Source organism: Sphingobium sp. DN12 (assembly GCF_051058005.1).
Classification (GTDB): domain Bacteria; phylum Pseudomonadota; class Alphaproteobacteria; order Sphingomonadales; family Sphingomonadaceae; genus Sphingobium; species Sphingobium yanoikuyae.
Genome location: NZ_CP173718.1, coordinates 295,178 through 321,579 on the forward strand (window position 1 = coordinate 295,178; position 26,402 = coordinate 321,579).

The window sequence follows — 26,402 nt, forward strand, 5'->3', positions numbered from 1 at the left end:
ATGATATCCATGATCATGATGCCGAGGCGCGCTGTGCGACGCCTGTTGCTCTCTATCGGTGCGACGCTTGCGAGCGCCTGGGCCGTGCCGGTGTCGGCCGGCCCGCTCACCTACGAGCAGGCAGTGAGGCTCGCTGCCGCCAACGCGCCAAGCCTCAAGGCGCGCGCGGCGGCGACAGCCGGCGCCCGCTCTTCGGCGGTCGCGGCCGATCGCCTGCCCGATCCGACGCTCGACCTGGGCCTGCAGAACTTCCCGGTGAGCGGCCCCAATGCCGGCAGCTTCACGCGCGACGATTTCACTATGGCGACGATCGGGTTCAGCCAGACCTTCCCCAATCTCGCCAAGCGCCATGCACGCGCCGCGCGCGCCGCGGCCGATATCGGTATCGCCGAGGCGGGCGAGCTGGTCGAAGGCCGCAACGTGCGGCTCGAGACCGCCCTCGCCTGGGTCGATCTCTATTATGGAGAACGCCGGCTCCGGCAGCTCGACCTGCTCGATGCCAGCCTCGACGACCTGCAGAAGACCGTGACCGCACGCCTGGCGTCGGGCAGCGCGCGCCCGAGCCAGGCGCTCGAGCCCGACCAGCTCCGCGCCGCCATCGCCGATCGCCGCGCCGAGATGGCTGCGGTGGTGGCGCAGGCGCGGGCCCGGCTCGCGCGCTATACCGGCGACCCCGACCCGCAGGCGACGGGCGACCCGCCGATGCTCGATGTCGATCCGATCCGGCTGCGGGCCGGGATCGATGCGCTTCCCGCCCTGCGCGCGCAGGACGCGCGGATCGCAGTCGCCGAAGCGGACGTGCGTCTCGCGCGCGCCGACAAGCGCCCCGACTGGAAGGTCGGCGTCACCTATGGCCGGCGCGATCCCATGTACGGCGACATGGCCTCGGTCGGCGTGTCGATCGACCTGCCGCTGTTCGCCGGCAAGCGCCAGAACCCCAGGATCGCTGCAAGCGAGAGCCTTGCGCAAGGGGGTCGGTTCGACCGCGAGGCGATCCGCCGCGAGCTGGTGGCGCAGCTCGACGCCGATCTCGCAGACCATGCCATGCATCTCTCCCGGTTGCGCAATGCCCGCGAGACGCTGGTGCCACTCGCCAGGCACCGCGCCGAGCTCGACCGCGACAGCTATGGCGCCGGCAAGCTCGACCTTGGCGCCGCGCTGCTCACGACGCTCGGGCTCGCGGAGGCCGAGGTCGAGGCGCTCAACCGCGAAGCCGACGTCGCGCGCGACGCGGTCCGCATCACTATCACCTATGGGGAGGAGCGGCCATGACGCTCGATAAATCCGCGCTGCGCTGGGGCGCATCGATCCTGGCTGTCGCGCTGCTGGCCGGCGGCACAGGCTATTGGGCTGGCCATCGCCAGGCACCGCAATCGGAGGCGACCACGCCCGCCGGGGCAGGCAAAGTCCTTTACTGGTACGATCCGATGTTCCCCAACCAGAAGTTCGACAAGCCCGGCAAGTCGCCCTTCATGGATATGCAGCTCGTGCCGCGATACGCGGACGGAGGAAGCGCCGGCGCGGCCCCCACGGTCGCCGTCGATCCCGCCGCGCGGCAGAGCCTGGGATTGCGGGTCGTCGCGGCGAAGATGGGCAGCCTTGCCTCGGCCCTCGAGGTCACCGGCACGATCGACTTCAACCAGCGCGACGTCGCCGTCATCCAGGCGCGTTCGGGCGGGTTCGTGAGCCGCGTCTATGCGCGAGCGCCCGGGGACGTGGTCCGCGCCGGCGCGCCGATCGCGGACCTGCTCCTGCCCGAATGGGGCGGCGCGCAGACCGAATATCTGAGCGTCAGGCGGCTCGGCAAGCCCGACCTCACCGCGGCCGCGCGCCAGCGACTGCGGCTGATGGGCATGTCCGACGGCCTCATCGCCAGCGTCGAGCGGAGCGGACGCCCGAACGGCGTGGTGACGATCACGACGCCGATCTCGGGCACGATCCAGACGCTCGACGCCCGTGCCGGCGTGACGCTCGCCATGGGCCAGACGCTCGCCCAGGTAAGCGGGCTCGGCACCGTCTGGCTCAATGCCGCGGTGCCCGAAGCGCGCGCGGGCGATGTCCGGGTCGGCCAGAATGCCAGCACCACGCTGGCGGGCTTCCCCGGCGAGCGCTTCGCCGGCCGGGTGATCGCGATCCTGCCGACCACGCAGGCCGACAGCCGCACGCTCACCGTGCGGATCGAGCTGCCCAACCGGGACGGCCGGTTGCGGCCGGGCATGTTCGCCAGCGTCGCGCTTGGCGGCGATGCCAAGCCGGCGCTGCTGGTGCCGAGCGAAGCGGTGATCCGCACGGGCAGGCGCACGCTCGTCATGCTGGCCGCAGGCGACGGGCGCTATCATCCCGCCGAGGTCCGCATCGGCCGCGAGGCAGGCGGCGAGACCGAGATCCTTGCCGGCCTGTCGCCCGGCGAGAACGTCGTCGTCTCGGGGCAGTTCCTGATCGATTCCGAGGCGAGCCTGTCGGGAATCGAGGCGCGGCCGATCGGCGGCGGTGCGGCATCGGCGACCATCGCCGCGCCAGCGTCGAAAGCCACGCTGTACGAGACGACGGGCAAGATCGAGCGGATCACGGCCAATTCGGTGACGCTCAGCCACGAGCCCGTTCCCGCGCTCGACTGGCCGGCGATGACGATGACCTTCGCGCTCGCCAATCCGGGCATCGCGCGCGGCTTCAAGGCGGGTGACCGGGTCCGGTTCGGGTTCGACCGGCCCCCGGCGGGACCGACGCTGCGGCATATGGCGAAGGTGGCGGGCCAGTGATCGCCCATCTCATCCGCTGGTCGGTGAGGAACCGCTTCTTCGTCGTGCTCGGCATGCTCGCGCTGGTCGGCGCGGGCCTGTGGGCGGTGCGCTCGACCCCGATCGACGCGCTGCCCGATCTTTCCGACGTGCAGGTCGTGATCCGCACTTCCTATCCGGGTCAGGCGCCGCAGATCGTCGAGAACCAGATCACCTATCCGCTCACCACCACCATGCTGTCGGTGCCCGGCGCCAAGACGGTGCGCGGCTATAGCTTCTTCGGCGACAGCTTCGTCTATGTGATCTTCGAGGACGGCACCGATCTCTACTGGGCGCGCAGCCGCGTGCTCGAATATCTCAACCAGGTCCAGGGTCGGTTGCCGGCCAGCGCCCGCAGCGCGCTCGGGCCGGACGCGACCGGGGTCGGCTGGGTCTATGAATATGCGCTGGTCGACCGCACCGGCCGGCACGATCTCTCGCAGCTTCGCGGGTTGCAGGACTGGTTCCTGCGCTACGAGCTGAAGACCGTGACCGGCGTGGCCGAAGTCGCCAGCATCGGCGGCATGGTCAAGCAGTACCAGGTGCTGCTCGATCCGGTGAAGCTCGCGGCCTACGGCGTAACCCACGCCCAGGCAGTGCAGGCGATCAGCCAAGCCAATCAGGAAGCCGGCGGCTCGGTGCTGGAAATGGCCGAGGCCGAATATATGGTCCGCGCCTCGGGCTATCTGAAAACGCTCGACGATTTCCGGGCAATCCCGCTCAAGACTGCGGCGGGCGGCGTGCCCGTCCGGCTCGGCGATGTCGCCACGATCCAGGTCGGCCCCGAGATGCGGCGCGGCATCGCCGAACTGAACGGCGAAGGCGAGGTCGCCGGCGGCGTCGTTATTCTTCGGTCAGGCAAGAACGCCCGTGAGACCATCGCGGCGGTCAAGGACAAGCTCGCCGATCTCAGGAAAAGCCTGCCGCCGGGCGTCGAGGTGGTCACGGTCTATGACCGCTCGCAGCTGATCGATCGCGCGGTCGAGAACCTCACCCGCAAGCTGGTCGAGGAGTTCATCGTCGTCGCATTGGTCTGCGCCCTGTTCCTCTGGCACGTCCGCTCGGCGCTGGTCGCGATCCTGACCTTGCCGCTCGGTGTGCTGGCCGCGTTCGTCGTAATGCGGTTCCAGGGGGTGAACGCCAACATCATGTCGCTGGGCGGCATCGCCATCGCCATCGGCGCGATGGTGGATGCGGCGGTCGTCATGATCGAGAACGCCCACAAGAGGATCGAACGCTGGGAGCAGGATCACCCGGACAGACATCTCGATGGCGAGATGCGCTGGATCGTCGTCACCGAGGCGGCGGCCGAGGTCGGGCCGGCGCTGTTCTTCAGCCTGCTGATCATCACGCTGTCGTTCATTCCGGTCTTCACCCTGGAGGCGCAGGAAGGCCGGCTGTTCGCGCCGCTCGCCTTCACCAAGACCTATGCGATGGGCGCGGCCGCGATCCTGTCGGTGACCCTGGTGCCGATCCTGATGGGCTGGCTGATCCGGGGCCGCATTCCGGCCGAGCAGGCCAATCCGGTCAATCGCTGGCTCACCAATATCTACCGGCCCGCGATCGACTGGACGATGAAGCGGCCCAAGGCAGTGCTGCTGATCGCGGCTCTGGTGTTCGCCACCACGGCCTGGCCGCTCAGCCGGCTCGGCGGCGAGTTCATGCCCAATCTCGACGAGGGCGACCTGCTCTACATGCCCTCGGCGCTGCCGGGCCTCTCGGCCGCCAAGGCGAGTGAGCTGCTCCAGCAGACCGACCGCCTGATCAAGACCGTGCCCGAAGTCGAAAGCGTGTTCGGCAAGGCCGGCCGCGCCGAGACCGCGACCGATCCCGCGCCGCTCGAAATGTTCGAGACGACGATCCAATTCAAGCCCCGCGACCAGTGGCGGTCGGGCATGACGCCCGAACGCCTTGTCGACGAGCTCGATCGCCGGGTGAAGCTTCCGGGTCTCGCCAATATCTGGGTGCCGCCGATCCGCAACCGCATCGACATGCTCGCGACGGGCATCAAGAGCCCGATCGGGGTCAAGGTGTCGGGCAGTGACCTCGCCGAGCTCGACCGCATCGCGCATGATGTCGAGACCGTGGCCAGGAGCGTGCCCGGCGTCAGCTCGGCGCTCGCCGAGCGGCTGACCGGCGGACGCTATGTCGATGTCGACATAGACCGCGCCGCCGCCGCGCGGTTCGGGCTCAACATCGCCGACGTCCAGGCCATCGTCTCCGGCGCGATCGGCGGCGAGACGATCGGCGAGACGGTCGAGGGCCTCGCCCGCTATCCGATCAGCGTGCGCTATCCGCGCGAATTGCGCGACAGCCTCGAAAGGCTGCGGGCGCTACCGATCCTGACGCCCGCGGGCCAGCAGATCACCTTGGGCACCGTGGCAAACGTCTCGATCGCCGAGGGACCGCCGATGCTCAAGACCGAGAATGCCCGGCCTTCGACCTGGGTCTACGTCGATGTGCGCGGGCGCGATCTTGCCTCGGTGGTCGGCGATCTGCAGCGTGCGGTGGCGAAACAGGTCAGGCTCTCGCCTGGGGTCAGCATCGCTTACTCTGGCCAGTTCGAATATCTCGAGCGCGCGGTCGACCGCTTGAAGCTGGTCGTGCCCGCGACGCTGCTGATCATCTTCGTGCTGCTCTACCTCATCTTCGGCCGCTTCGACGAGGCGGCGCTGATCATGGGGACGCTGCCGTTTGCGCTGACCGGCGGCATCTGGACGCTTTATCTGCTGGGGTTCAACCAGTCGATCGCCACCGGGGTCGGGTTCATCGCGCTCGCCGGCGTCTCCGCCGAGTTCGGGGTGGTGATGCTGATCTATCTCAAGAACGCGCTGGCCGAGCGCGGCGCACATCCGGACGCTGCCGAGGTCGAGGCCGCCGTGCGCGAAGGCGCGCTGCTGCGCGTCCGTCCCAAGGCGATGACGGTGGCGGTGATCCTGGCCGGCCTGCTGCCGATCCTGCTGGGATCAGGCGCGGGTTCGGAGGTCATGAGCCGGATTGCCGCGCCGATGATCGGCGGCATGCTGACCGCGCCCTTGCTCTCAATGTTCGTCCTGCCCGCCGCCTACCTGCTGTTGCGCCGGCCCAAGACCGATCCCATCCCTCAACCCGTTTCATCATGAAGGAGAAGACGATGAACCATGCACGACTGACCATTGCCCTCGGCCTCGCCGCCCTGACTGCCGCGTGCGGCAAGAAGGCGGAGGCCCCCGTTGCGACTGAGACCAACGAGGCGGCGCCCGCCGCGACCATGAGCGGCGACATGGGCAACATGTCGATGGCGCCTGACGCGAACGCCGCGATCAAGGCCAAGGGCCATGGCACCGTCACCGCGATCGACAAGGCGGCAGGCACGATCACGCTCGATCATGGTCCGATCCCGGAGGCCAAGTGGCCCGCGATGACGATGGCGTTCAAGGCCGCGCCGTCGATCACCGATGCGGTCAAGGTCGGCGACAAGGTCGATTTCGACCTCTCGCTCAAGGGCAGCGATGGCGAGGTCACCGCGATCGCAAAGCAGTGATCCGCTAAGTTCGACCGGAAAAAGCTGGTTGCGGCGCCGCTCCCGGGCGGCGACGCCCGTGCCGGCCGTCTGCCTGGCTGTGCGCCCGGTCGACGGTTGCGACCGGCAACGCCCAATGCCAGCGGCGTTTCCCTGCGCGATCACCGACAATTTGAGCACGCTTCGCGGATCGCACATTGAACGTGCAAGCCGCCCTTGCTCGCGATAGCCTGAACGGCAAGGAGCCCAGTTTAGATGACCCAGCCAGTATGACCTTGTTACCCGCGACACATCATGATCTCGTGAGCGAGCTTGTCCGTCGTTGGCGAGACGATCCCGGCGCCACCTATCGCTCCTGGTTTCTGTGGGACGAACGGCTGAAAAACTTCCGCTCCATCCGTCGCGGGCTGCAGCAGGTGGTCGCAGAAATCGAAAGTGGGCGGTTCGGCGTCGCCTATCGCGGCTCGTCACTGGAAACGGTTGTCCACTCGATCGCCGAACAGCGGCAGATCTTCAAGGGCGCCGACCATGCCTGGCTGTGGAAGCCCAAGCTGCGCATTCCAGACATCTACGAAAGCCCGGACAACCAGCGGGCGTTCGGTCGCCTGCTCGACAATTGCTCGTGCTGCGATACCGCCGAGGAGATCATCAGCCACATCCGCAGCATAGACGCGCTCAAGATCAAGGGGCTGGGGCCGGCGGCGGCCAACCTGCTCTATTTCCTTCACCCGACGCTGGTGCCGCCCTTCAATACCGCGATCGTCAAGGGCTACAATGCCGTCACCGGCGCCAAGGTGAAGCTCGGGTCATGGGATCATTTTCTCGCCATGCGCGCCGGCATCCTCGACCTCAACGACCGTTACCGCGAGTTGCTCTCCAACGATCTCGGCGCGATCGGCGGACTGTTGTTCGACATTGGCTCGGGCCGCTATCCCGCGCCACCGCTGGAGGATGACGCAACGGCGGCCGACGACTGGCTCGGCAGATTGGAACATGCCAGAGCGGAGGCAAGCCGGCTCGACAAGACAGCCGCCGCGCAGGGCGAAACCGATCGCACGCACGCCGAAATCCAGGCCTGGCTGCGCGACCTCGGCCATGCCCTCGGTTACGATGTGTGGATCGCCGCCAATGACCGCGGTCGACTTCACGCTGGCTGCCCGCTTGGACAGGGATGCCTCGAGCGCCTTCCAGACGCCATTGCGACCTCTCCCGGAGCGGACTCGATCCGCCTCATCGACGTGTTGTGGCTGGCGAAGGGTGGCGACGGCGTCGCCGCCGCGTTCGAGGTTGAACATTCGACCTCGATCTACTCGGGGATCGTGCGCATGCTCGATCTGGCGCTGTCGGGGAGCGATCTGCACGCTGCCGCCGGGCTATTCCTGGTCGCACCGAATGCGCGCGAGCAGGACGTTCGCGCGCAACTCCGTCGCCCGGCTTTCAGCCGTATTGCCGATCTCGACTTCGCCTATCTGCCCTATGGCGAGCTGGAGAGAAACAGGGACGCGATCGCTCGTTTTGGAACGGGATTGAAGGCCATCAAGGCGATCTCAAGCCCCCTTCCCTGAAAGGGGGCGTTTGCGGGAGGGGGCGGAATCCTACGCCAAGCTCGCCCAGATAGCCGGCGCGAGATCTTACTTGTTGCTGCCTTCTACGGTCGCGCCAGAAAGGCGACGGCTCAGTTCTATCCGGCGATGGCTACGCATTTTGAAGGTGTCTGGCCCAACGCGCCGATACTCAATGAAGCCGAGAGAACGCCAAAATCGCTCTGCCGCTTCATTCGCTTCCAGCACGGCCAACCGAATCTCTGTGGCACCTCTCGCAGCGGCCCAGCTTTCGACCGTCGAGTAAATTGAGCGTCCGACGCCACGACCACGCTGTGCGGCATCTACGATCATGAAGCCGAGATACCATGTGCCATCACGCGGATAATCGCGGAGGATGGCCGCGATTGCATATAGGCCGCCAGGCCCCTTCCATCCCAGGACAGCTTGATTGTGGGCGCTCTTTTCGGGCGGCACATCGGAGAAAAGCTCGCGAGCATCGTCCAGCGTGGGCGCGGCCCCGTCCTGCAACAGGAAATAGTCGCTGCAACGGTTGTACAGGTCTGCAACGTCTGCGGCGTCCGCTTGGGGGCTCTGTTGCAAAGATTGGCGGCAGTCAGAGGTAGGCTGTCGCTCTGCGCCGATCAGGCGGCTGCTGCGAAATGGTGGTTGAGCATGCCCATGGCCTCCGTCAGCGCCGAGGGCCCAATGCCAAAAGCTCTCTCCACAAGGCGCACCTCGCCCCTGATGCCGGGCTGCAGGCACCAGGGGCGAGCCTGTCCTTTGCGCAGGGCTCGCATGACTTCGAATCCCTTGATCGTGGCATAGGCCGTGGGGATCGATTTGAAACCGCGCACCGGCTTGATCAGTATCTTGAGCTTTCCGTGATCGGCCTCGATCACGTTATTGAGATACTTCACCTGCCGGTGGGCCGTCTCCCGGTCCAGCTTTCCTTCGCGCTTCAATTCGGTGATCGCTGCACCATAGCTCGGCGCTTTGTCGGTATTGAGCGTGGCAGGCTTTTCCCAGTGCTTCAGGCCTCGCAGGGCCTTGCCCAGGAACCGCTTCGCTGCCTTGGCGCTGCGGGTCGGCGACAGGTAGAAATCGATCGTGTCGCCCCGCTTGTCGACTGCCCGGTACAGGTAGGTCCACTTGCCCCGCACCTTGACGTAGGTTTCATCCAGGCGCCAGCTCGGATCAAAGCCACGCCGCCAGAACCAGCGCAGCCGCTTCTCCATCTCCGGGGCGTAGCACTGGACCCAGCGATAGATCGTCGTATGGTCGACCGAAATGCCGCGTTCCGCCAGCATTTCCTCAAGGTCGCGATAGCTGATCGGATAGCGACAATACCAGCGCACCGCCCACAGGATCACATCACCCTGGAAATGGCGCCACTTGAAATCCGTCATCGTTCCGTCCGTCCAATCTCCGCCAAGCATGCTCAAGCTTCACGATTTTTGCAACAGAGCCATCCTAATTCGCTAGCCGACGGTCACCCCTGCGCCGCCCCTCTGACAGCATCACGAAGCCTCCCAACAAGCGACTCGCGCATCCCGAACAACAAACGGCCCGGTCCACCAGAACCGGGCCGTTCATCAGTGATCGTTCAACGATGCCAGCCGTCAGAACTTGGCGCCAACCTCCACGGCCAGAGTGCGGGGCTTCTCGACAAAGCCGAAGAAGTATCCCGGCCCTGCCAGCGGCACCGACGTCGCGTGCGAGTAGGTCAGCGTATTGGTCAGGTTGCGGCCGACCAGCGCGATGCTCCAGCGCGAGGTCTGCAGGGCTACGCGGGCGTCCAGTTTCCAGTAAGCCTGCTGCATGTTCTCCGGCTCGCCGGTGTTCTCCATGAAGTACTTGCTGGAATGCTGCGCAGCACCGCTCAGAGCCAGTTCCCACGGACCGGTGAGCGGAACGGTGTAGTCCGCCGTCAGCGTGAACGCCGCCTTGGGCGCGAAGGCCGTGCGTCGGCCCTTGAGGTTGCAGGCCGGAGACCCGGTGGGCGTCACCCCGCTGACCTCGCCAGCCGTCGCATCGCTCGGGCACTGCGCCCCCGGGAAGTCGAGGAACTTGGAATCGAGGAGCGAGAGACTGCCGCCCAGCGTCAGCCTGTCGATGGGCCGCCAGCGCGCATCCACTTCGATACCGCGCGAACGCGACTTGCCCGCGTTGACGATGTTGAAACCAACGATGCCATCGAACTGCGATACCTGCAGGTTCTTGAAGTCGTTCTGGAACAGCGCGATGTTGACCTGAAGATTGGCGGCCGGGAACGTCAGCTTTGTGCCCACTTCATAGGCGTTCACGCTCTCGTTCTTGAACACGAAGGCATCGGGAATGCCATCGCCGTTGGAGTCCACGCGGGTCGGCGGGCCTGCGGTAAGCTGCGCCGGCAGGTTGCGCATCTCCATGTCGAAACCACCGGCCTTGAAGCCCTGCTTGAACGAGGCATAGGCCATCACGTCGCGGTTGGGTCGCCAGCGCAGCGTCACGGCGGGCGAGAGGTTGTTCTCCTTCAGCTTGGCGCGATAGTGCAGGTCTTCCGCGATCAGCGGCACGATGGCCGGCGTATCGTCGGACGTGATCCCGCAGGTGGGATGGTTCAGCGGACCTACGCAGACGCGGTGATCGATGTCCTTGCGCTCATTGGTGTAGCGAAGGCCCGCGCTGAGTTCGAGCGTGGGGGTAAAGGCGAAGGTCGCCTCGCCGAACAGCGCGATCGAACGCCCGTTCTGGTCGGACCGCTTGTACCATGTGCCCGAAGGCGGAACGACCGTTCCTGGAGCGGGCGCGGGGAAGCCCGGATAGGGGAAGATGTAAGCAGAATCGTCCTCGATGAATTCAAGGTTCGAACGCTCGAAGTAGGCGCCTGCCACCCACGACAGCTTGTTCTCGCGCGGAGAGGCCAGCCGCAGTTCCTGCATGAAGGTGTTGAACCGCTCATACCGGCGCAGCGTCGTGAACGGCACGTCGGTGTTGTCGAGTTCGGAGTAGTTGCGCTGGTTGTGGCGGATATAGCTGGTCACCGAGGTCAGCGTCAGATCGCCGGCATGCCAGTTCGCCGTATTGGTCAGCGCCAGGCCCCGGAAGCGGTCGCCGTTGTCGACCGGATCGATCTGCTCCCCTGTGATCGCGCTGACTACAGCCGCGCTCGCCGGATCGAGGTTGATGCTGGAATTCCGGAAGTTGGCCTTGCAGTCCTCGTGGCTGGCGCCCACCGCAAGCGCGGTGTTGAGCGACGGCGGATCGCCCGCTGCCGGTGCACGCGGCTCGCAGCGGAAGACCTCCGCCGAAGATCCCTTCGTATCGGACTTCACGTAAGTGACGCTCAGCGTGCTGTCGAAATTGCTCGACGGCTCCCAGGTCAGCGTGCCGCGCGTCAGGAACTGGTCGTTGATGGGGCCGTCAGGGCCACCCGGCGCATTGTTCTTGATGTAGCCCTTGGACTCGTCGCTGTAGCGCATCGCGAGGCGTGCCTTGAGCGTATGATCGGCATTGAGCGGCCCGGAAATCGCCCCCTCGATGCTGGCCTGATCGCTTGCCTCGAATTCATAGGCCGCGCGGACATAGGCTTCGAATTCATCCGTCGGCTTCTTGGACGTGATGTTGATCGCGCCGGCCACGGTGTTCTTGCCGAAGAGCACGCCCTGCGGTCCCTTCAGCACTTCCACCCGCTCGATATCCAGCTGACCGGCACGCGCCCAGGCCGCGCGCGAATAGTAGGCGCCATCGACGAACAGACCCACGGTCTGCTCGAAGCCGGGATTGAAGGAGCCCGAACCCACACCGCGCAGATAAGCCGATGTGCCGAGATCCTGAATCACGATCTTGGCGGCAGGAACCAGCTGAACCGCCTCGGACGTCTTGGTGATGCCAAGGTTCGCCAGTCCCTCGCCCGTTACCGCGCTGACCGAAACCGGGACTTCCGAAAGCCGTTCCGCTCGCTTGCGTGCGGTCACGACGATCTCATCTATGCCGCGCGGCGATTCCGCCGCCGTTTCGCCCTGCCCTTGAGGCTGCCCCTGCGGCTGCTCCTGAGCCTGCGCCTGTGCCGCCATCAGCAGCGTCATGGCCGTTGCCGCCATGCTTGTGCTGATCCGAAGTGCGCCGTTTAGAAAACGTGTCGTCTTCATCGTCATCCTCCCCTCTTCCTTGGCTTCGTCCGAACTCGTCTCCCGGATCGAAGCCGCCATGTGTCAGTGCATGATCGCTCCGCCATCGACGAACAGCGTCTGCCCGGTGATAAATCTGCTCTCTTCGGAACTGAGGAAAACCGCGGCATCCGCGACGCTTTCCGGCCCCTGATCCTGCTTGACCGCACGCATCCCCATCAGGAATGCCTTGGCTCCCGCCACCGCCTCGGGCGGCTGCTCTTCCAGCGAAGGTCCATCGACCAAGCCGAGCGCGATCGTGTTGGCAGTGATGCCGCTCGGCCCCAGTTCGCGCGCCAGTGTGTAGGCGAAGGCCACGAGCCCGGCCTTGGACGCAGCATAAGGTGCGATAGGGGCCCCGAAGAACGCGGTGCTGGACCCGATATTGATAATCCGCCCGTAACCCTGCGCTTCCATCACCGGCACGATCGCCCGCGCCATCTGATAAGCGCCGCGCAAGTTCACCCGCAGGATCGCGTCCCATGCGTCGAGGTCGATGTCGCGGAACGACATGGTGGTCAGCGGCTGCAGGATCGCCGCGTTGTTGACGAGGATGTCGATCCGCCCGAACCGCTCCATCGCTGTGTTCACCAGCCGGGCGATATCCTCGTCATTGGTGACGTCGCCGCCCACAACGCTCGCCTTGCCATCGTCGCTGACGCTGTCCTGCGCGGACAGGTCGAACGCGAACGTCGCGGCGCCCTCGGCGCGGAACCGCTCGGCGATTGCGGCGCCTACGCCGCGCGCGCCGCCGGTCACGATCGCAACCCGGCCGGAAAGCCTGCCGCTCACTGCACGCTCTCCGCAAAGTCCAGGCTCTCACCCATCGACCAGCGATGGAGGAAGCCGAAGCGGGCATCGTCGTTGTCCTTGAGTGAGTTCAGGAAATCGATGTTGCCACGGCGTGCGGCGGGATCGGTCTCCTCGTTGCGCTGCTTGTTCTCGACCGAGATCTTCTGGATGTATTCCCAGTTGGTGATGCGGCGCTGGCGGTCGTAGAGGTCCAGCAGCGCGTCCTTGCCCGGATCGGCCCAGACCTGCTTGAACTTGCCCGCGAAGTTCAAGGCATCGTGGATGCCCGAATTCAGCCCCTGCCCGCCCATGGGATTGTTGACGTGCGCGGCATCGCCCACCAGCAGGACCCGACCTTGCCGATAGGTTTTCGCCACGCGCTGGTGGACGTTGTAGATCGACCAGTTGGCCACCGGGAACTCGGACTTTCCCGGCCGCAGCCGCCGCAGGTTTTCCTGCAGCGCATCGGGCGAGGCAGCCTCGGCAACGTCCATGCCTTCGGGCACGCTGGAAACGACGCGGAACAGCCAATCATCCGGCCCCGGGCCATAGGGGATGCGCACCACCAACTGCCATTTCGGACCATCGGCGATGAAGTTGACGCGGCCGTAGAGGTCGGAGAAATCCTCCTTGGTATGGATCAGCAGGAATCGTTCGGGCCAGGTGTAGCCTTCGAACTCGATGTTCTGGCTGATGCGCACCGCACTGCCGGCGCCATCGCAGCCGATCACCCAAGGCGCCGCGATACGAACCGGGCCGTTCGGCGTATCGGCGTGGACTACCGCGCTTTCGCCGGTCTGCTCGACACTGGTGACGCGGTGCGAGAAAAGCACCTCGCAGTCGCGCTGGCTCAGCATTTCATAGGCCTGCGCGGTGAACCACTGCTGCCCGACAAGCATGTCGTAGGGGTTACGGAAACGGCGGGACAGGACCTGCATGTCCAGTTCCACGTTCATGCCAAGGCCCCGGTCCGAAAAGCGCATCTCACGTTCCAGCGAGGCGACGGGCAGCAGGCGGTCGAGTAGCCCGACATCCTCAAGCATGTCGATCGTGGGCGCGTGGAAAGCCGGCGCGCGCATGTCCAGGCAGACGGTCTCACCCGACTCCAGGACCGTCACCGGAATGCCGGCATCGGTCAGCGCAAGCGCCACCACCATGCCCACCGGCCCTGCGCCCACAACAACTACACGGTCGTTGCCGCTCATCGAGATACCTCTTTCTGTTCAGTTCGCTCAGCGATGCGGAAGTGATCGACAAGCACGGGCACGAGGGCCGCTCCCAGTGCTTCGGAAAGGTCATGGCCCATGCCTTCGATGACCTGCAGCCGCGCGCCGGGAATGCGGTCGGCGGTGTCCTGCGCGCCGGCCATCGGCATCACCGGATCGTCCGAGCCATGCAGCACCAGCGTCGGCGCGGTGATGTCCGCCAGCCGCAAGTGACGGTCGCGCGACGCCATGCTCGCCGCGATCTGGCGCACGGTGCCGGAAGGCGGCGCCCCGCGAGAGAGCGAGCGCCGTGCAACTGTCCGCCATTCCGCTTCGTCGCGCTGGAACCTTGAGCCCGCCATGGCTGCGCGAACGGCGATGAACCGCTGCACCTGCGCGTCTTCATCAAGCGTCGTATCCACAGGCGCGATGAGCCCGGCGGTCACTTCGACGTTCGGGGGCGGCATCGCGGGATTACCGCTGTTCGACATGATCGAGGTCAGGCTGGTCACCCGCGCGGGGAAAGCCGCTGCTGCAAGCTGCGCCTGCATGGCTCCCAGCGAAATGCCGACCAGATGCCCGCTGGATGCTCCGACCTGGTCGAGAACGGCGATCATGTCCGCCGCCATGTCATCCAGCGTGTAGGGCAGCGCCACGTCCTGCCCTTGCGCCAGAGCGCCAAGAACCGGACGCGGATCCATCGGCCAGTCGCGGTCGAACCGAGGCCCCGGCCCCACGTCCCGCGCATCGTAGACGACAACGCTGTAACCCTCGTCCGTCAGGCCATCGATCAGCGAGCGCGGCCAATGGACCAGTTGCTCGCCTGCACCCATGGCCAGCAGGACGACCGGGGCGTCGGCGGGCCCGAACTGCATCCATTCAGGCACGAACCGTTCGGTCATGCGCCCTCTCCCGAAAGTCGTCCGAGGATGTGCAGTTCGAAATGCCGGTCATCGCCGGGCGCGAGCGAGGGCTCGAAAGGAGATCCGCTCATCGCCGCGCAACCATGGGCATGCCCGGCGACGCCCTGACAGAGGCTTAGCCAATCGGGCGCAACGCGCGCAGCCGCGGAGGCGAACTCACTCAACTCTGTTTCTCCTTGGGTGATGGGTGCGCTGCCTGCGTGGGCCAGACGGAAGCGCGAGGCGAAGCCGCTGTCACGCAGCAGCATCGAGACGACGAACGCGGTTGAAGACGGCAGGAACACAACAATCGTGCCGTGATCCTGCGGGCGCGAGGCCCAGCGAGTTTCGCCGACGAGGTTGCGCCACGACATGTCGATGGCGTGCCAGCCTTGCGCAGCAAATGCCTCTGCCATGGCTCGACCGGGCCGGGAGCCCAGTTCGGTTATCAGCAGCCCTCTGACGGGCCCCGCAAGGTTCGGCGCAAAACTGGACAACGCCACGGCTCCGACGCCCAGCGCACCCGCACCCAGAGCAACACGACGCGTCACTTCGATCGCGCTCATGGCTTGGGCTCCACAACATAGGCCGCGAGCGCGGCGAGTTGCCGGTCGTCGATCTCGGTAGGACCGAAGGCAGGCATGAACCCGATGCCGCTACGCACGACCGCCGATATCGTCTCAGCATCCAGATCCTTGCGCCGGGTGATGATCGCGAACGCATCGCCGCGCGTCTTGGCCAGCGCATACGTGCCCGGATAGTCGGGAGAGACCTTTGCCGCGTGGCACCCGATGCAGTTGCGTTCGAACAGCTTTTCGCCCTCGCCCGCATTGGCGTTGTACGTCAGATGCAGTGGCGTCTTGAGCGTGCGATTGGCGGAGGCGACCTTTGGCGCAGGGGCATCGGGCGTCTTGCCCTGTCCGCAGCCGGCCAGCATCAGAACGCTCGCGCAAGCGCCAAGGAGGAGCGATTTGCGTGGCCCGCTCATCCCAGCTTCCCCCGCTCGGATGCGAAACGCTGCGGCCAGATCCCCTGCTTGCCGGGCGCGATGATGCCCTTGGGGTCGATCGCGTTCTTGATCGTCTCGCTGAAGCGCAGCGCGGCGTGGTCGTTGAAGCCATATGTGCCTGCCACCCGGTCCATGAAGGCAAGGTGGGTCCGGTATTCGCCATAGCCTTCGGCCGCCGCCGTATCGATCAATTCGGCGAAGAGCTTGCGCGCGCGGGCCTTCTCGTCCTGGCTGTCCTTGTTGAAGCCGAGCGCGAAGATGTGGTGCATCTCGCGCCAGCCCGCGATGAACGCGCCGAAGTAGTCGAAGCCATACTGGTTGGCCCGCGCCGAGATCATCTTGTACTGCTTGACCGCCTCTGCGCCATCGAGCGCGGAGATCGGCGAGAAGTCCATGTGGACCGAGTTGGGCACCCAGTTCAGCGTGTTGAACTCGCCCATGTTGGGAACGCCCGCCTGCAGCAGATCGCGGTAGGTCAGGTCATCGCCCAGCCGCTTGGCCTGGAACCGCGCGCCCTTGATCTGCCCGAACGCCTGCTGGAGCATCGCCCACTGACCTTCGACAATCTGCGTCGGACCGTAGAGCGCAAAGGACAGGTTCCAGAAACCGATGCCGAGTTCCGAAATCATCTTGCGCAAGGCGTCGGGCGGCATCGCGCCCTCGCCCTTGTAGAAATCGGCACGCACCGAGAGCGAAGCCGCCTTCACCACCGCGCTGTAGATCGTTGCCGCGTTGGGGATCGCCAGCGCGATCTTGAGCGGGCGCATGACCTCGACGATCTGCTCCAGATCCTCCTCGTTCTCGAAGTAGATCGAACAGGACAGGAAGTCCTGCGGGGCCGGCATCAGCCACATCCCCATCTTGGTTACGACGCCGTAATTGGACTGGGTGAACAGGCCGTCGAAATATGGGCCGAACCCGTACTTGAACAGTTGCCAGCTCTCGCTCCTGTCCATCGCGCCCATGCCGGTGCGCAGGAGATCGCCGTTGGCCAGCACCACTTCCATGCCGCACTGCATGCCGAAGTGATCACCATAGGGCGTATAGCCCAGCCCGCGCTCCAGCGCGTTGCCCAGCACGCTGCCCCAGCCCGGCGCAGGCACCGAAAGCCAGAGCGGCAGCTTCTTTTCCTGAATGTGCCGATAAAGGTCGAAGTAGGTCACCCCCGGCTCGACCAGCGCGTAGCAATACTTGTCGTTGACCTCGAGAATGCGGTTCATCCGCTTGAGGTCGAGCATGACAGTGCCGCTCATGCGCGGGGCGGCACCGCCATAAGCAAGGTTCCTGCCCGTCGAAATCGGCCAGACGGGCACGCCATACCGGCTGGCGATGCGCATGACTTCCTGCACCTGCTCCACCGAGTTCGGCAGCACGGCGGCGGAGGCTTGCGGCGCATTGTCTTCGAGCGGCGAATAGGCGTCGCGATAGCCGTCGAGGCCCGGGCTGGAATCCACCACGTTGGCCGGACCGACAACCGATCGCCACTCGCGCAAGGCAAGGTCGAAGTCGCGCTCGGCGACAGATAGGGGCAAAATCCGTGCCATGACGGGTTCTCCTCTCCATGTACCTCCGAGAACATTTTCAACGCCTCGGTTGCCCTTTGGGTAAACCCGCGCCGCGCTCCAAGTCAACGCAAAAATGAACCGTACAGTATCGTTCACTTTTTTGGTTGAAGATTGACTTTTGTGTCGTAAATCTGGACGACGCCGGTCTCCCGCAAAACCTCGCTCGAGGGCGGACGCAAAAGAGAAAATGAGGGACGCTTTCGATGGCAGGCGCTAGCCCACGCGAACAGAAGAAGCGGCAGGAGATCGTGCGCCGATCGGCCGCCCTGTTCCTTGAGGCAGGCTTTTCCGGGACCAGCATGTCCGCCATCGCGGCGACGGTCGGCGGATCGAAGACCACGCTCTACAACCACTTCGGATCGAAAGAGGAACTCTTCGAGGAAGTGGTGCACATGGTGCTGACCACGGTCATCAAGTCGATCGACGATATCGACTATCGCACGATGGACTGCCGCAGCGCCCTCACCGCGATCGCGACCACGATTTTCTCCGCCGCCCAGGCCGAACAGAGCATCGAGGTGCACCGTCTCGTCTTCTTCGAGGCCGGCCGCAACGGCTCCGGCAGCAAGGCCCTGATGAAACGCGGGCCGGAGTTCGGACAACGCTATGTCCGCGAGGCACTGGAGCACTTCGTCTCGCAGGACGAACTCGTCTGCCGGGACGCGGACAAGGCGGCACGCTACTTCTTCAGCATCCTGCTCTATCACCACATGCTCTACCGCGAAGCCGGGATGATGCCGGAACTTTCCCGTACCCAGATCGCCGAGCACGTAGACGACGTGATCGAGGACTTCCTGAGGATCTGCCCCGTCCTGTAAGCTTGCCGGGCACGCTAACTCGCTGCAGCCCTTGGTCGGGCTCTGTTGCAAACATGGGGCACGGCCGCGCGGCGTCACCCAGTTGGGGGATTAGGCAGCATTGGCGAAATGCTTATTGAGCATAATCATGGTTTCGGTCAGGGCCGAGGGTCCAATTCCGAATGCTCTTTCAACCAGGCGCACCTCCCCCATGATACCTGGCTGCAGGCACCATGCCTGGGCCTGTCCTTTGCGTAGGGCGCGCATGACCTCGAAGCCCTTGATCGTGGCGTAGGCCGTTGGCATCGACTTGAAGCCACGTACCGGCTTGATCAGCATCTTCAGCTTGCCGTGGTCGGCCTCGAGCACGTTGTTCAGATATTTCACCTGCCGGTGCTCGGTTTCCGCCGCCAGTTTGCCTTCGCGTTTCAGCTCAGCGATTGCTGCGCCGTAGCTGGGTGCCTTGTCGGTATTGAGTTTGGCCGGCTTTTCCCAGTCCTTCAGGCCACGAAGAGCTTTGCCCAGAAAGCGCTTCGCCGCTTTGGCGCTGCGTGTCGATGACAGATAGAAATCAATCGTGTCGCCCCGTTTGTCGACCGCCCGGTACAGGTAGGTCCATTTGCCCCGCACCTTTACGTAGGTCTCATCCAGACGCCAGCTCGGATCAAAGCCGCGCCGCCAGAACCAGCGGAGACGCTTCTCCATCTCCGGCGCGTAGCGCTGCACCCAGCGATAGATCGTCGTATGATCGACATCGATCCCACGCTCGGACAGCATTTCCTCGAGATCACGGTAGCTGATGCCGTATCGACAATACCAGCGCACCGCCCATAGGATGACCTCGCCGGTAAAATGCCGTCCTTTGAAATCGTTCATCGCAACTGACCTTGACAGTACATGAGCCCAATCTTGGAAACCGTGTCAGAGTTTGCAACAGAGCCAAAAAAATGAACGATACTGTACGGTCCATTTTTGCGTTGACTTGGAGCGCGGCGCGGGTTTACCCAAAGGGCAACCGAGGCGTTGAAAATGTTCTCGGAGGTACATGGAGAGGAGAACCCATCATGGCACGGATTTTGCCCCTATCTGTCGCCGAGCGCGACTTCGACCTTGCCTTGCGCGAGTGGCGATCGGTTGTCGGTCCGGCCAACGTGGTGGATTCCAGCCCGGGCCTCGACGGCTATCGCGACGCCTATTCGCCGCTCGAAGACAATGCGCCGCAGGCCTCCGCCGCTGTGCTGCCGAACTCGGTGGAGCAGGTGCAGGAAGTCATGCGCATCGCCAGCCGGTATGGCGTGCCCGTCTGGCCGATTTCGACCGGCAGGAACCTTGCCTATGGCGGTGCCGCCCCGCGCATGAGCGGTACGGTGATGCTCGACCTCAAGCGGATGAACCGCATTCTCGAGGTCAACGACAAGTATTGTTACGCGCTGGTCGAGCCGGGCGTGACTTACTTCGACCTTTACCGGCACATTCAGGAAAAGAAGCTGCCGCTCTGGCTTTCGGTGCCTGCGCCGGGCTGGGGCAGCGTGCTGGGCAACGCTCTGGAGCGCGGGCTGGGCTATACGCCCTATGGCGATCACTTCGGCATGCAGTGCGGCATGGAAGTGGTGCTGGCCAACGGCGATCTCATGCGCACCGGCATGGGCGCGATGGACAAGAGCGAGAGCTGGCAACTGTTCAAGTACGGGTTCGGTCCATATATCGACGGTCTGTTCACCCAGTCGAACTTCGGCGTCGTGACCAAGATGGGGATGTGGCTGATGCCGGCCCCGCAGGACTTCCTGTCCTGCTCGATCTACTTCGAGAACGAGGAGGATCTGGAGCAGATCGTCGAGGTCATGCGCCCGCTCAAGATTGCGCTGGCCATTCCCAACGCGGCGACGATCTACAGCGCGGTGGTGAAGGCCGCTTCGCTCTCGGTGCGTGCCGATTTCTACAAGGGCGAGGGCGCGATGCCGCCGGACGCCTTGCGCAAGATGATCTCGGAACTCGGCATCGGTTTCTGGAACCTGTCCTTCGCGCTCTATGGCCCGACACAGATTGTCGAAGGCCAGTGGGCGATGCTTCAGCAGGCGTTCGGGCAGATCAAGGGCGCGCGGTTCCAGGCCAAGCGGCTGGGCGATGACCTGACCTACCGCGATCTGCTGCAGGCGGGCGTGCCCAACATGGGCGAGTTCAACACGCTGAACTGGGTGCCCAACTCGGTCCACATGGACTTCTCGCCGATCTCCGCGCTCGATGGGGCGGAGGCGGTCAAGCAGTACAAGATGATCTCGGCGCGGGCCAACCAGTATGGCTTCGACTACTTCGGCGCGTTCATCGCGGGCTGGCGCGAGATGCACCACATCTTCGCGCTCGGCTTCAACAAGGACAGCCAGGACGAGAAGGCCCGCGCGCGCAAGCTCTTCGCCGAATTGATCGATACGGCGGCGGCCGAAGGCTATGGCGAATACCGGACCCACCTTGCCTTCATGGACCGGGTGGCAGGCACATATGGCTTCAACGACCACGCCGCGCTGCGCTTCAGCGAGACGATCAAGAACGCGATCGACCCCAAGGGCATCATCGCGCCCGGCAAGCAGGGGATCTGGCCGCAGCGTTTCGCATCCGAGCGGGGGAAGCTGGGATGAGCGGGCCACGCAAATCGCTCCTCCTTGGCGCTTGCGCGAGCGTTCTGATGCTGGCCGGCTGCGGACAGGGCAAGACGCCCGATGCCCCTGCGCCAAAGGTCGCCTCCGCCAATCGCACGCTCAAGACGCCACTGCATCTGACGTACAACGCCAATGCGGGCGAGGGCGAAAAGCTGTTCGAACGCAACTGCATCGGGTGCCACGCGGCAAAGGTCTCTCCCGACTATCCGGGCACGTATGCGCTGGCCAAGACGCGCGGCGATGCGTTCGCGATCATCACCCGGCGCAAGGATCTGGATGCTGAGACGATATCGGCGGTCGTGCGTAGCGGCATCGGGTTCATGCCTGCCTTCGGTCCTACCGAGATCGACGACCGGCAACTCGCCGCGCTCGCGGCCTATGTTGTGGAGCCCAAGCCATGAGCGCGATCGAAGTGACGCGTCGTGTTGCTCTGGGTGCGGGTGCGCTGGGCGTCGGAGCCGTGGCGTTGTCCAGTTTTGCGCCGAACCTTGCGGGGCCCGTCAGAGGGCTGCTGATAACCGAACTGGGCTCCCGGCCCGGTCGAGCCATGGCAGAGGCATTTGCTGCGCAAGGCTGGCACGCCATCGACATGTCGTGGCGCAACCTCGTCGGCGAAACTCGCTGGGCCTCGCGCCCGCAGGATCACGGCACGATTGTTGTGTTCCTGCCGTCTTCAACCGCGTTCGTCGTCTCGATGCTGCTGCGTGACAGCGGCTTCGCCTCGCGCTTCCGTCTGGCCCACGCAGGCAGCGCACCCATCACCCAAGGAGAAACAGAGTTGAGTGAGTTCGCCTCCGCGGCTGCGCGCGTTGCGCCCGATTGGCTAAGCCTCTGTCAGGGCGTCGCCGGGCATGCCCATGGTTGCGCGGCGATGAGCGGATCTCCTTTCGAGCCCTCGCTCGCGCCCGGCGATGACCGGCATTTCGAACTGCACATCCTCGGACGACTTTCGGGAGAGGGCGCATGACCGAACGGTTCGTGCCTGAATGGATGCAGTTCGGGCCCGCCGACGCCCCGGTCGTCCTGCTGGCCATGGGTGCAGGCGAGCAACTGGTCCATTGGCCGCGCTCGCTGATCGATGGCCTGACGGACGAGGGTTACAGCGTTGTCGTCTACGATGCGCGGGACGTGGGGCCGGGGCCTCGGTTCGACCGCGACTGGCCGATGGATCCGCGTCCGGTTCTTGGCGCTCTGGCGCAAGGGCAGGACGTGGCGCTGCCCTACACGCTGGATGACATGGCGGCGGACATGATCGCCGTTCTCGACCAGGTCGGAGCATCCAGCGGGCATCTGGTCGGCATTTCGCTGGGAGCCATGCAGGCGCAGCTTGCAGCAGCGGCTTTCCCCGCGCGGGTGACCAGCCTGACCTCGATCATGTCGAACAGCGGTAATCCCGCGATGCCGCCCCCGAACGTCGAAGTGACCGCCGGGCTCATCGCGCCTGTGGATACGACGCTTGATGAAGACGCGCAGGTGCAGCGGTTCATCGCCGTTCGCGCAGCCATGGCGGGCTCAAGGTTCCAGCGCGACGAAGCGGAATGGCGGACAGTTGCACGGCGCTCGCTCTCTCGCGGGGCGCCGCCTTCCGGCACCGTGCGCCAGATCGCGGCGAGCATGGCGTCGCGCGACCGTCACTTGCGGCTGGCGGACATCACCGCGCCGACGCTGGTGCTGCATGGCTCGGACGATCCGGTGATGCCGATGGCCGGCGCGCAGGACACCGCCGACCGCATTCCCGGCGCGCGGCTGCAGGTCATCGAAGGCATGGGCCATGACCTTTCCGAAGCACTGGGAGCGGCCCTCGTGCCCGTGCTTGTCGATCACTTCCGCATCGCTGAGCGAACTGAACAGAAAGAGGTATCTCGATGAGCGGCAACGACCGTGTAGTTGTTGTGGGCGCAGGGCCGGTGGGCATGGTGGTGGCGCTTGCGCTGACCGATGCCGGCATTCCGGTGACGGTCCTGGAGTCGGGTGAGACCGTCTGCCTGGACATGCGCGCGCCGGCTTTCCACGCGCCCACGATCGACATGCTTGAGGATGTCGGGCTACTCGACCGCCTGCTGCCCGTCGCCTCGCTGGAACGTGAGATGCGCTTTTCGGACCGGGGCCTTGGCATGAACGTGGAACTGGACATGCAGGTCCTGTCCCGCCGTTTCCGTAACCCCTACGACATGCTTGTCGGGCAGCAGTGGTTCACCGCGCAGGCCTATGAAATGCTGAGCCAGCGCGACTGCGAGGTGCTTTTCTCGCACCGCGTCACCAGTGTCGAGCAGACCGGCGAAAGCGCGGTAGTCCACGCCGATACGCCGAACGGCCCGGTTCGTATCGCGGCGCCTTGGGTGATCGGCTGCGATGGCGCCGGCAGTGCGGTGCGCATCAGCCAGAACATCGAGTTCGAAGGCTACACCTGGCCCGAACGATTCCTGCTGATCCATACCAAGGAGGATTTCTCCGACCTCTACGGCCGCGTCAACTTCATCGCCGATGGTCCGAAATGGCAGTTGGTGGTGCGCATCCCCTATGGCCCGGGGCCGGATGATTGGCTGTTCCGCGTCGTTTCCAGCGTGCCCGAAGGCATGGACGTTGCCGAGGCTGCCTCGCCCGATGCGCTGCAGGAAAACCTGCGGCGGCTGCGGCCGGGAAAGTCCGAGTTCCCGGTGGCCAACTGGTCGATCTACAACGTCCACCAGCGCGTGGCGAAAACCTATCGGCAAGGTCGGGTCCTGCTGGTGGGCGATGCCGCGCACGTCAACAATCCCATGGGCGGGCAGGGGCTGAATTCGGGCATCCACGATGCCTTGAACTTCGCGGGCAAGTTCAAGCAGGTCTGGGCCGATCCGGGCAAGGACGCGCTGCTGGACCTCTACGACCGCCAGCGCCGCATCACCAACTGGGAATACATCCAGAAGATCTCGGTCGAGAACAAGCAGCGCAACGAGGAGACCGATCCCGCCGCACGCCGTGGCAACATCGATTTCCTGAACTCACTCAAGGACAACGACGATGCCCGCTTCGGCTTCCTCCATCGCTGGTCGATGGGTGAGAGCCTGGACTTTGCGGAGAGCGTGCAGTGAGCGGCAGGCTTTCCGGCCGGGTTGCGATCGTGACCGGCGGCGCGCGCGGCGTAGGGGCGGCGATCGCCGAGCGGTTCCGCGCCGAGGGCGCCGCGACGTTCGCGTTCGACCTGTCCGCGAAGGACAGCGTCAGCGACGATGGCAAGGCGAGTGTTGTGGGCGGCGACGTCACCAATGACGAGGATATCGCCCGGCTGGTGAACACAGCGATGGAGCGGTTTGGGCGGATCGACATCCTCGTCAACAACGCGGCGATCCTGCAGCCGCTGACCACCATGTCGTTCCGCGACATCGACCTCAACCAATGGGACGCGATCCTACGGGTGAACTTGCGCGGCGCTTATCAGATGGCGCGGGCGATCGTGCCGGTGATGGAAGCGCAGGGTTACGGGCGGATTATCAATATCGGGTCCAGCACCGCGTTCTTCGGGGCCCCTATCGCACCTTATGCTGCGTCCAAGGCCGGGCTTGTGGCCTTCGCCTACACACTGGCGCGCGAACTGGGGCCGAGCGGCATCACCGCCAACACCATTGCCCTTGGGTTGGTCGACGGACCTTCGCTGGAAGAACAGCCGCCCGAGGCGGTGGCGGGCGCCAAGGCATTCCTGATGGGGATGCGCGCGGTCAAGCAGGATCAGGGGCCGGAAAGCGTCGCGGATGCCGCGGTTTTCCTCAGTTCCGAAGAGAGCAGATTTATCACTGGGCAGACGCTGTTCGTCGATGGCGGAGCGATCATGCACTGACACATGGCGGCTTCGATCCGGGAGACGAGTTCGGACGAAGCCATGGAAGAGGGGAGGATGACGATGAAGACGACACGTTTTCTAAACGGCGCACTTCGGATCAGCACAAGCATGGCGGCAACGGCCATGACGTTGCTGATGGCGGCACAGGCGCAGGCTCAGGAGCAGTCGCAGGGGCTCTGTTGCAAACTGATCCGATTTTCGGTGATCTGTCTTGCCGAGAGGGCTCTGTTGCAAAGATTGGCGGCAGTCAGAGGTAGGCTGTCGCTCTGCGCCGATCAGGCGGCTGCTGCGAAATGGTGGTTGAGCATGCCCATGGCCTCCGTCAGCGCCGAGGGCCCAATGCCAAAAGCTCTCTCCACAAGGCGCACCTCGCCCCTGATGCCGGGCTGCAGGCACCAGGGGCGAGCCTGTCCTTTGCGCAGGGCTCGCATGACTTCGAATCCCTTGATCGTGGCATAGGCCGTGGGGATCGATTTGAAACCGCGCACCGGCTTGATCAGTATCTTGAGCTTTCCGTGATCGGCCTCGATCACGTTATTGAGATACTTCACCTGCCGGTGGGCCGTCTCCCGGTCCAGCTTTCCTTCGCGCTTCAATTCGGTGATCGCTGCACCATAGCTCGGCGCTTTGTCGGTATTGAGCGTGGCAGGCTTTTCCCAGTGCTTCAGGCCTCGCAGGGCCTTGTCCAGGAACCGCTTCGCTGCCTTGGCGCTGCGGGTCGGCGACAGGTAGAAATCGATCGTGTCGCCCCGCTTGTCGACTGCCCGGTACAGGTAGGTCCACTTGCCCCGCACCTTGACGTAGGTTTCATCCAGGCGCCAGCTCGGATCAAAGCCACGCCGCCAGAACCAGCGCAGCCGCTTCTCCATCTCCGGGGCGTAGCACTGGACCCAGCGATAGATCGTCGTATGGTCGACCGAAATGCCGCGTTCCGCCAGCATTTCCTCAAGGTCGCGATAGCTGATCGGATAGCGACAATACCAGCGCACCGCCCACAGGATCACATCACCCTGGAAATGGCGCCACTTGAAATCCGTCATCGTTCCGTCCGTCCAATCTCCGCCAAGCATGCTCAAGCTTCACGATTTTTGCAACAGAGCCCAAAATCGACGGGCAAAGCACCCGCCGTCCATAGAGGAAATATTCATGAAGCACGCCCTTATCGCCGCTCTGGCCGCTAGCTGCGCCATATCTTCCACGGCATCCGCGAAAGACTTTGTCGTCGAAATGCGAAACAGCGGAACGGATGGCATGATGGTGTTTCAACCCGCGTTGACAAGCGTGGGCGTCGGCGACCGCGTCATCTTCAAGGCGACCAATCCCAGCCATGACGCCGCCAGCATCCCAACGATGATGCCTGCTGGCGCGAAGCCCTTTACAGGCAAGATCAGCCAGGATGTGACAGTCACTTTCACGGTCCCTGGATTCTACGGGATCAAATGCACGCCGCATTTCGGGATGGGGATGGTTGCCTTGATCAAGGTCGGCAAGCCGACCAATGGCGAGCAAGTCGCGCAAGCCGCAACCAAACTGCCGCCCATGGCCAGAAAACGGCTTCTGGCCGCTTTTGCCAAGGCGAAATGACGTGGCTTTTGCAACAGCGCTGCGATCCCTTCCTTGTCATCAACCAATGGCGATCAACGAGCAGGGCTCGCTGGTACCGTTTCAGAATCGAACAGAATAGTAC

24 protein-coding genes are annotated in these 26,402 nt (G+C 64.6%); 13 read left to right on the forward strand and 11 right to left on the reverse strand.

The window, feature by feature from the left end; genetic code table 11:
- Positions 1-9: 9 nt before the first annotated feature.
- From ACI6S0_RS24875 to ACI6S0_RS24895, 5 genes are all read left to right on the forward strand, one after another.
- A complete protein-coding gene (locus tag ACI6S0_RS24875; protein WP_013039107.1) occupies positions 10-1,272 on the forward strand; it encodes a TolC family protein in 1,263 nt (420 codons plus the stop codon).
- Positions 1,269-2,759 carry an efflux RND transporter periplasmic adaptor subunit gene (locus tag ACI6S0_RS24880; protein WP_007406384.1) on the forward strand — a complete coding sequence of 497 codons (1,491 nt, stop codon included), beginning with the start codon at positions 1,269-1,271 and terminating at the stop codon, positions 2,757-2,759. The genes ACI6S0_RS24875 and ACI6S0_RS24880 overlap by 4 nt, the downstream gene beginning before the upstream one ends.
- The gene (locus ACI6S0_RS24885; protein ID WP_007406408.1) at positions 2,756-5,899 is read left to right on the forward strand and encodes an efflux RND transporter permease subunit; all 3,144 of its coding nucleotides are present in this window, start codon (positions 2,756-2,758) and stop codon (positions 5,897-5,899) included. The genes ACI6S0_RS24880 and ACI6S0_RS24885 overlap by 4 nt, the downstream gene beginning before the upstream one ends.
- 11 nt (positions 5,900-5,910) lie before the next feature.
- A complete protein-coding gene (locus tag ACI6S0_RS24890; RefSeq protein ID WP_007683329.1) occupies positions 5,911-6,300 on the forward strand; it encodes a copper-binding protein in 390 nt (129 codons plus the stop codon).
- Positions 6,301-6,548: 248 nt separating this feature from the next.
- Complete coding sequence (locus ACI6S0_RS24895) at positions 6,549-7,844, forward strand: hypothetical protein (RefSeq protein WP_013039108.1); 1,296 nt, start codon at positions 6,549-6,551, stop codon at positions 7,842-7,844.
- A 66-nt stretch (positions 7,845-7,910) separates the two neighbouring features.
- Here ACI6S0_RS24895 and ACI6S0_RS24900 read toward each other — a convergent pair whose 3' ends face one another.
- The 9 genes from ACI6S0_RS24900 to ACI6S0_RS24940 all read right to left on the reverse strand — a co-directional run bounded on the left by ACI6S0_RS24900 (position 7,911) and on the right by ACI6S0_RS24940 (position 17,423).
- A complete protein-coding gene (locus ACI6S0_RS24900) occupies positions 7,911-8,423 on the reverse strand; it encodes a GNAT family N-acetyltransferase (protein ID WP_122129103.1) in 513 nt (170 codons plus the stop codon).
- Between the two features lie 41 nt (positions 8,424-8,464).
- Positions 8,465-9,229 (reverse strand): IS6-like element IS6100 family transposase, encoded by a 765-nt coding sequence (locus tag ACI6S0_RS24905; protein ID WP_001389365.1) that lies wholly within the window; start codon positions 9,227-9,229, stop codon positions 8,465-8,467.
- A gap of 213 nt (positions 9,230-9,442) precedes the next feature.
- A complete protein-coding gene (locus tag ACI6S0_RS24910; RefSeq protein WP_206379271.1) occupies positions 9,443-11,959 on the reverse strand; it encodes a TonB-dependent receptor in 2,517 nt (838 codons plus the stop codon).
- A 57-nt stretch (positions 11,960-12,016) separates the two neighbouring features.
- Positions 12,017-12,763, reverse strand: a complete 747-nt coding sequence (locus ACI6S0_RS24915) for an SDR family NAD(P)-dependent oxidoreductase (RefSeq protein WP_122129105.1) — start codon at positions 12,761-12,763, stop codon at positions 12,017-12,019.
- A complete protein-coding gene (locus tag ACI6S0_RS24920; RefSeq protein WP_122129106.1) occupies positions 12,760-13,968 on the reverse strand; it encodes an FAD-dependent oxidoreductase in 1,209 nt (402 codons plus the stop codon). The genes ACI6S0_RS24915 and ACI6S0_RS24920 overlap by 4 nt, the downstream gene beginning before the upstream one ends.
- Positions 13,965-14,870: an alpha/beta fold hydrolase gene (locus tag ACI6S0_RS24925; RefSeq protein ID WP_122129107.1), complete on the reverse strand. Its 906-nt coding sequence runs from the start codon at positions 14,868-14,870 to the stop codon at positions 13,965-13,967. Before ACI6S0_RS24925 ends, ACI6S0_RS24920 begins: the two co-directional genes overlap by 4 nt.
- Positions 14,867-15,436, reverse strand: coding sequence for a hypothetical protein (locus ACI6S0_RS24930; RefSeq protein WP_122129108.1), 570 nt, complete (start codon positions 15,434-15,436; stop codon positions 14,867-14,869). Before ACI6S0_RS24930 ends, ACI6S0_RS24925 begins: the two co-directional genes overlap by 4 nt.
- Entirely contained in the window at positions 15,433-15,858 is a 426-nt protein-coding gene (locus ACI6S0_RS24935; protein ID WP_122129109.1) for a c-type cytochrome, read from the reverse strand. Before ACI6S0_RS24935 ends, ACI6S0_RS24930 begins: the two co-directional genes overlap by 4 nt.
- Positions 15,855-17,423, reverse strand: a complete 1,569-nt coding sequence (locus ACI6S0_RS24940) for an FAD-binding oxidoreductase (RefSeq protein WP_122129193.1) — start codon at positions 17,421-17,423, stop codon at positions 15,855-15,857. Before ACI6S0_RS24940 ends, ACI6S0_RS24935 begins: the two co-directional genes overlap by 4 nt.
- Positions 17,424-17,647: 224 nt before the next feature.
- Between ACI6S0_RS24940 and ACI6S0_RS24945 the strand changes: the two genes are divergently transcribed.
- A complete protein-coding gene (locus tag ACI6S0_RS24945) occupies positions 17,648-18,262 on the forward strand; it encodes a TetR/AcrR family transcriptional regulator (protein ID WP_122129110.1) in 615 nt (204 codons plus the stop codon).
- Between the two features lie 90 nt (positions 18,263-18,352).
- Here ACI6S0_RS24945 and ACI6S0_RS24950 read toward each other — a convergent pair whose 3' ends face one another.
- Positions 18,353-19,117 carry an IS6 family transposase gene (locus ACI6S0_RS24950; protein WP_006949122.1) on the reverse strand — a complete coding sequence of 255 codons (765 nt, stop codon included), beginning with the start codon at positions 19,115-19,117 and terminating at the stop codon, positions 18,353-18,355.
- Between the two features lie 188 nt (positions 19,118-19,305).
- Here ACI6S0_RS24950 and ACI6S0_RS24955 point away from each other — a divergent pair, with 188 nt between their 5' ends.
- From ACI6S0_RS24955 to ACI6S0_RS24980, 6 genes are read left to right on the forward strand one after another with little or no spacing between them, the layout of a single operon-like run.
- The gene (locus ACI6S0_RS24955) at positions 19,306-20,874 is read left to right on the forward strand and encodes an FAD-binding oxidoreductase (RefSeq protein WP_122129194.1); all 1,569 of its coding nucleotides are present in this window, start codon (positions 19,306-19,308) and stop codon (positions 20,872-20,874) included.
- Entirely contained in the window at positions 20,871-21,296 is a 426-nt protein-coding gene (locus tag ACI6S0_RS24960; RefSeq protein WP_122129109.1) for a c-type cytochrome, read from the forward strand. Before ACI6S0_RS24955 ends, ACI6S0_RS24960 begins: the two co-directional genes overlap by 4 nt.
- Positions 21,293-21,862, forward strand: a complete 570-nt coding sequence (locus tag ACI6S0_RS24965; protein ID WP_122129108.1) for a hypothetical protein — start codon at positions 21,293-21,295, stop codon at positions 21,860-21,862. The genes ACI6S0_RS24960 and ACI6S0_RS24965 overlap by 4 nt, the downstream gene beginning before the upstream one ends.
- Positions 21,859-22,764 carry an alpha/beta fold hydrolase gene (locus ACI6S0_RS24970; RefSeq protein WP_122129107.1) on the forward strand — a complete coding sequence of 302 codons (906 nt, stop codon included), beginning with the start codon at positions 21,859-21,861 and terminating at the stop codon, positions 22,762-22,764. The genes ACI6S0_RS24965 and ACI6S0_RS24970 overlap by 4 nt, the downstream gene beginning before the upstream one ends.
- Positions 22,761-23,969, forward strand: coding sequence for an FAD-dependent oxidoreductase (locus tag ACI6S0_RS24975; RefSeq protein ID WP_122129106.1), 1,209 nt, complete (start codon positions 22,761-22,763; stop codon positions 23,967-23,969). Before ACI6S0_RS24970 ends, ACI6S0_RS24975 begins: the two co-directional genes overlap by 4 nt.
- A complete protein-coding gene (locus ACI6S0_RS24980; RefSeq protein ID WP_122129111.1) occupies positions 23,966-24,712 on the forward strand; it encodes an SDR family NAD(P)-dependent oxidoreductase in 747 nt (248 codons plus the stop codon). The genes ACI6S0_RS24975 and ACI6S0_RS24980 overlap by 4 nt, the downstream gene beginning before the upstream one ends.
- Before the next feature lie 278 nt (positions 24,713-24,990).
- On the opposite strand, the gene ACI6S0_RS24985 is transcribed toward ACI6S0_RS24980, so the two are convergent.
- Positions 24,991-25,755 (reverse strand): IS6-like element IS6100 family transposase, encoded by a 765-nt coding sequence (locus ACI6S0_RS24985; RefSeq protein ID WP_015449415.1) that lies wholly within the window; start codon positions 25,753-25,755, stop codon positions 24,991-24,993.
- Positions 25,756-25,861: 106 nt separating this feature from the next.
- On the opposite strand from ACI6S0_RS24985, the gene ACI6S0_RS24990 reads away from it, so the two are divergent.
- Positions 25,862-26,299, forward strand: coding sequence for a pseudoazurin (locus ACI6S0_RS24990; RefSeq protein ID WP_122129112.1), 438 nt, complete (start codon positions 25,862-25,864; stop codon positions 26,297-26,299).
- The last annotated feature ends 103 nt before the right edge of the window (positions 26,300-26,402 follow it).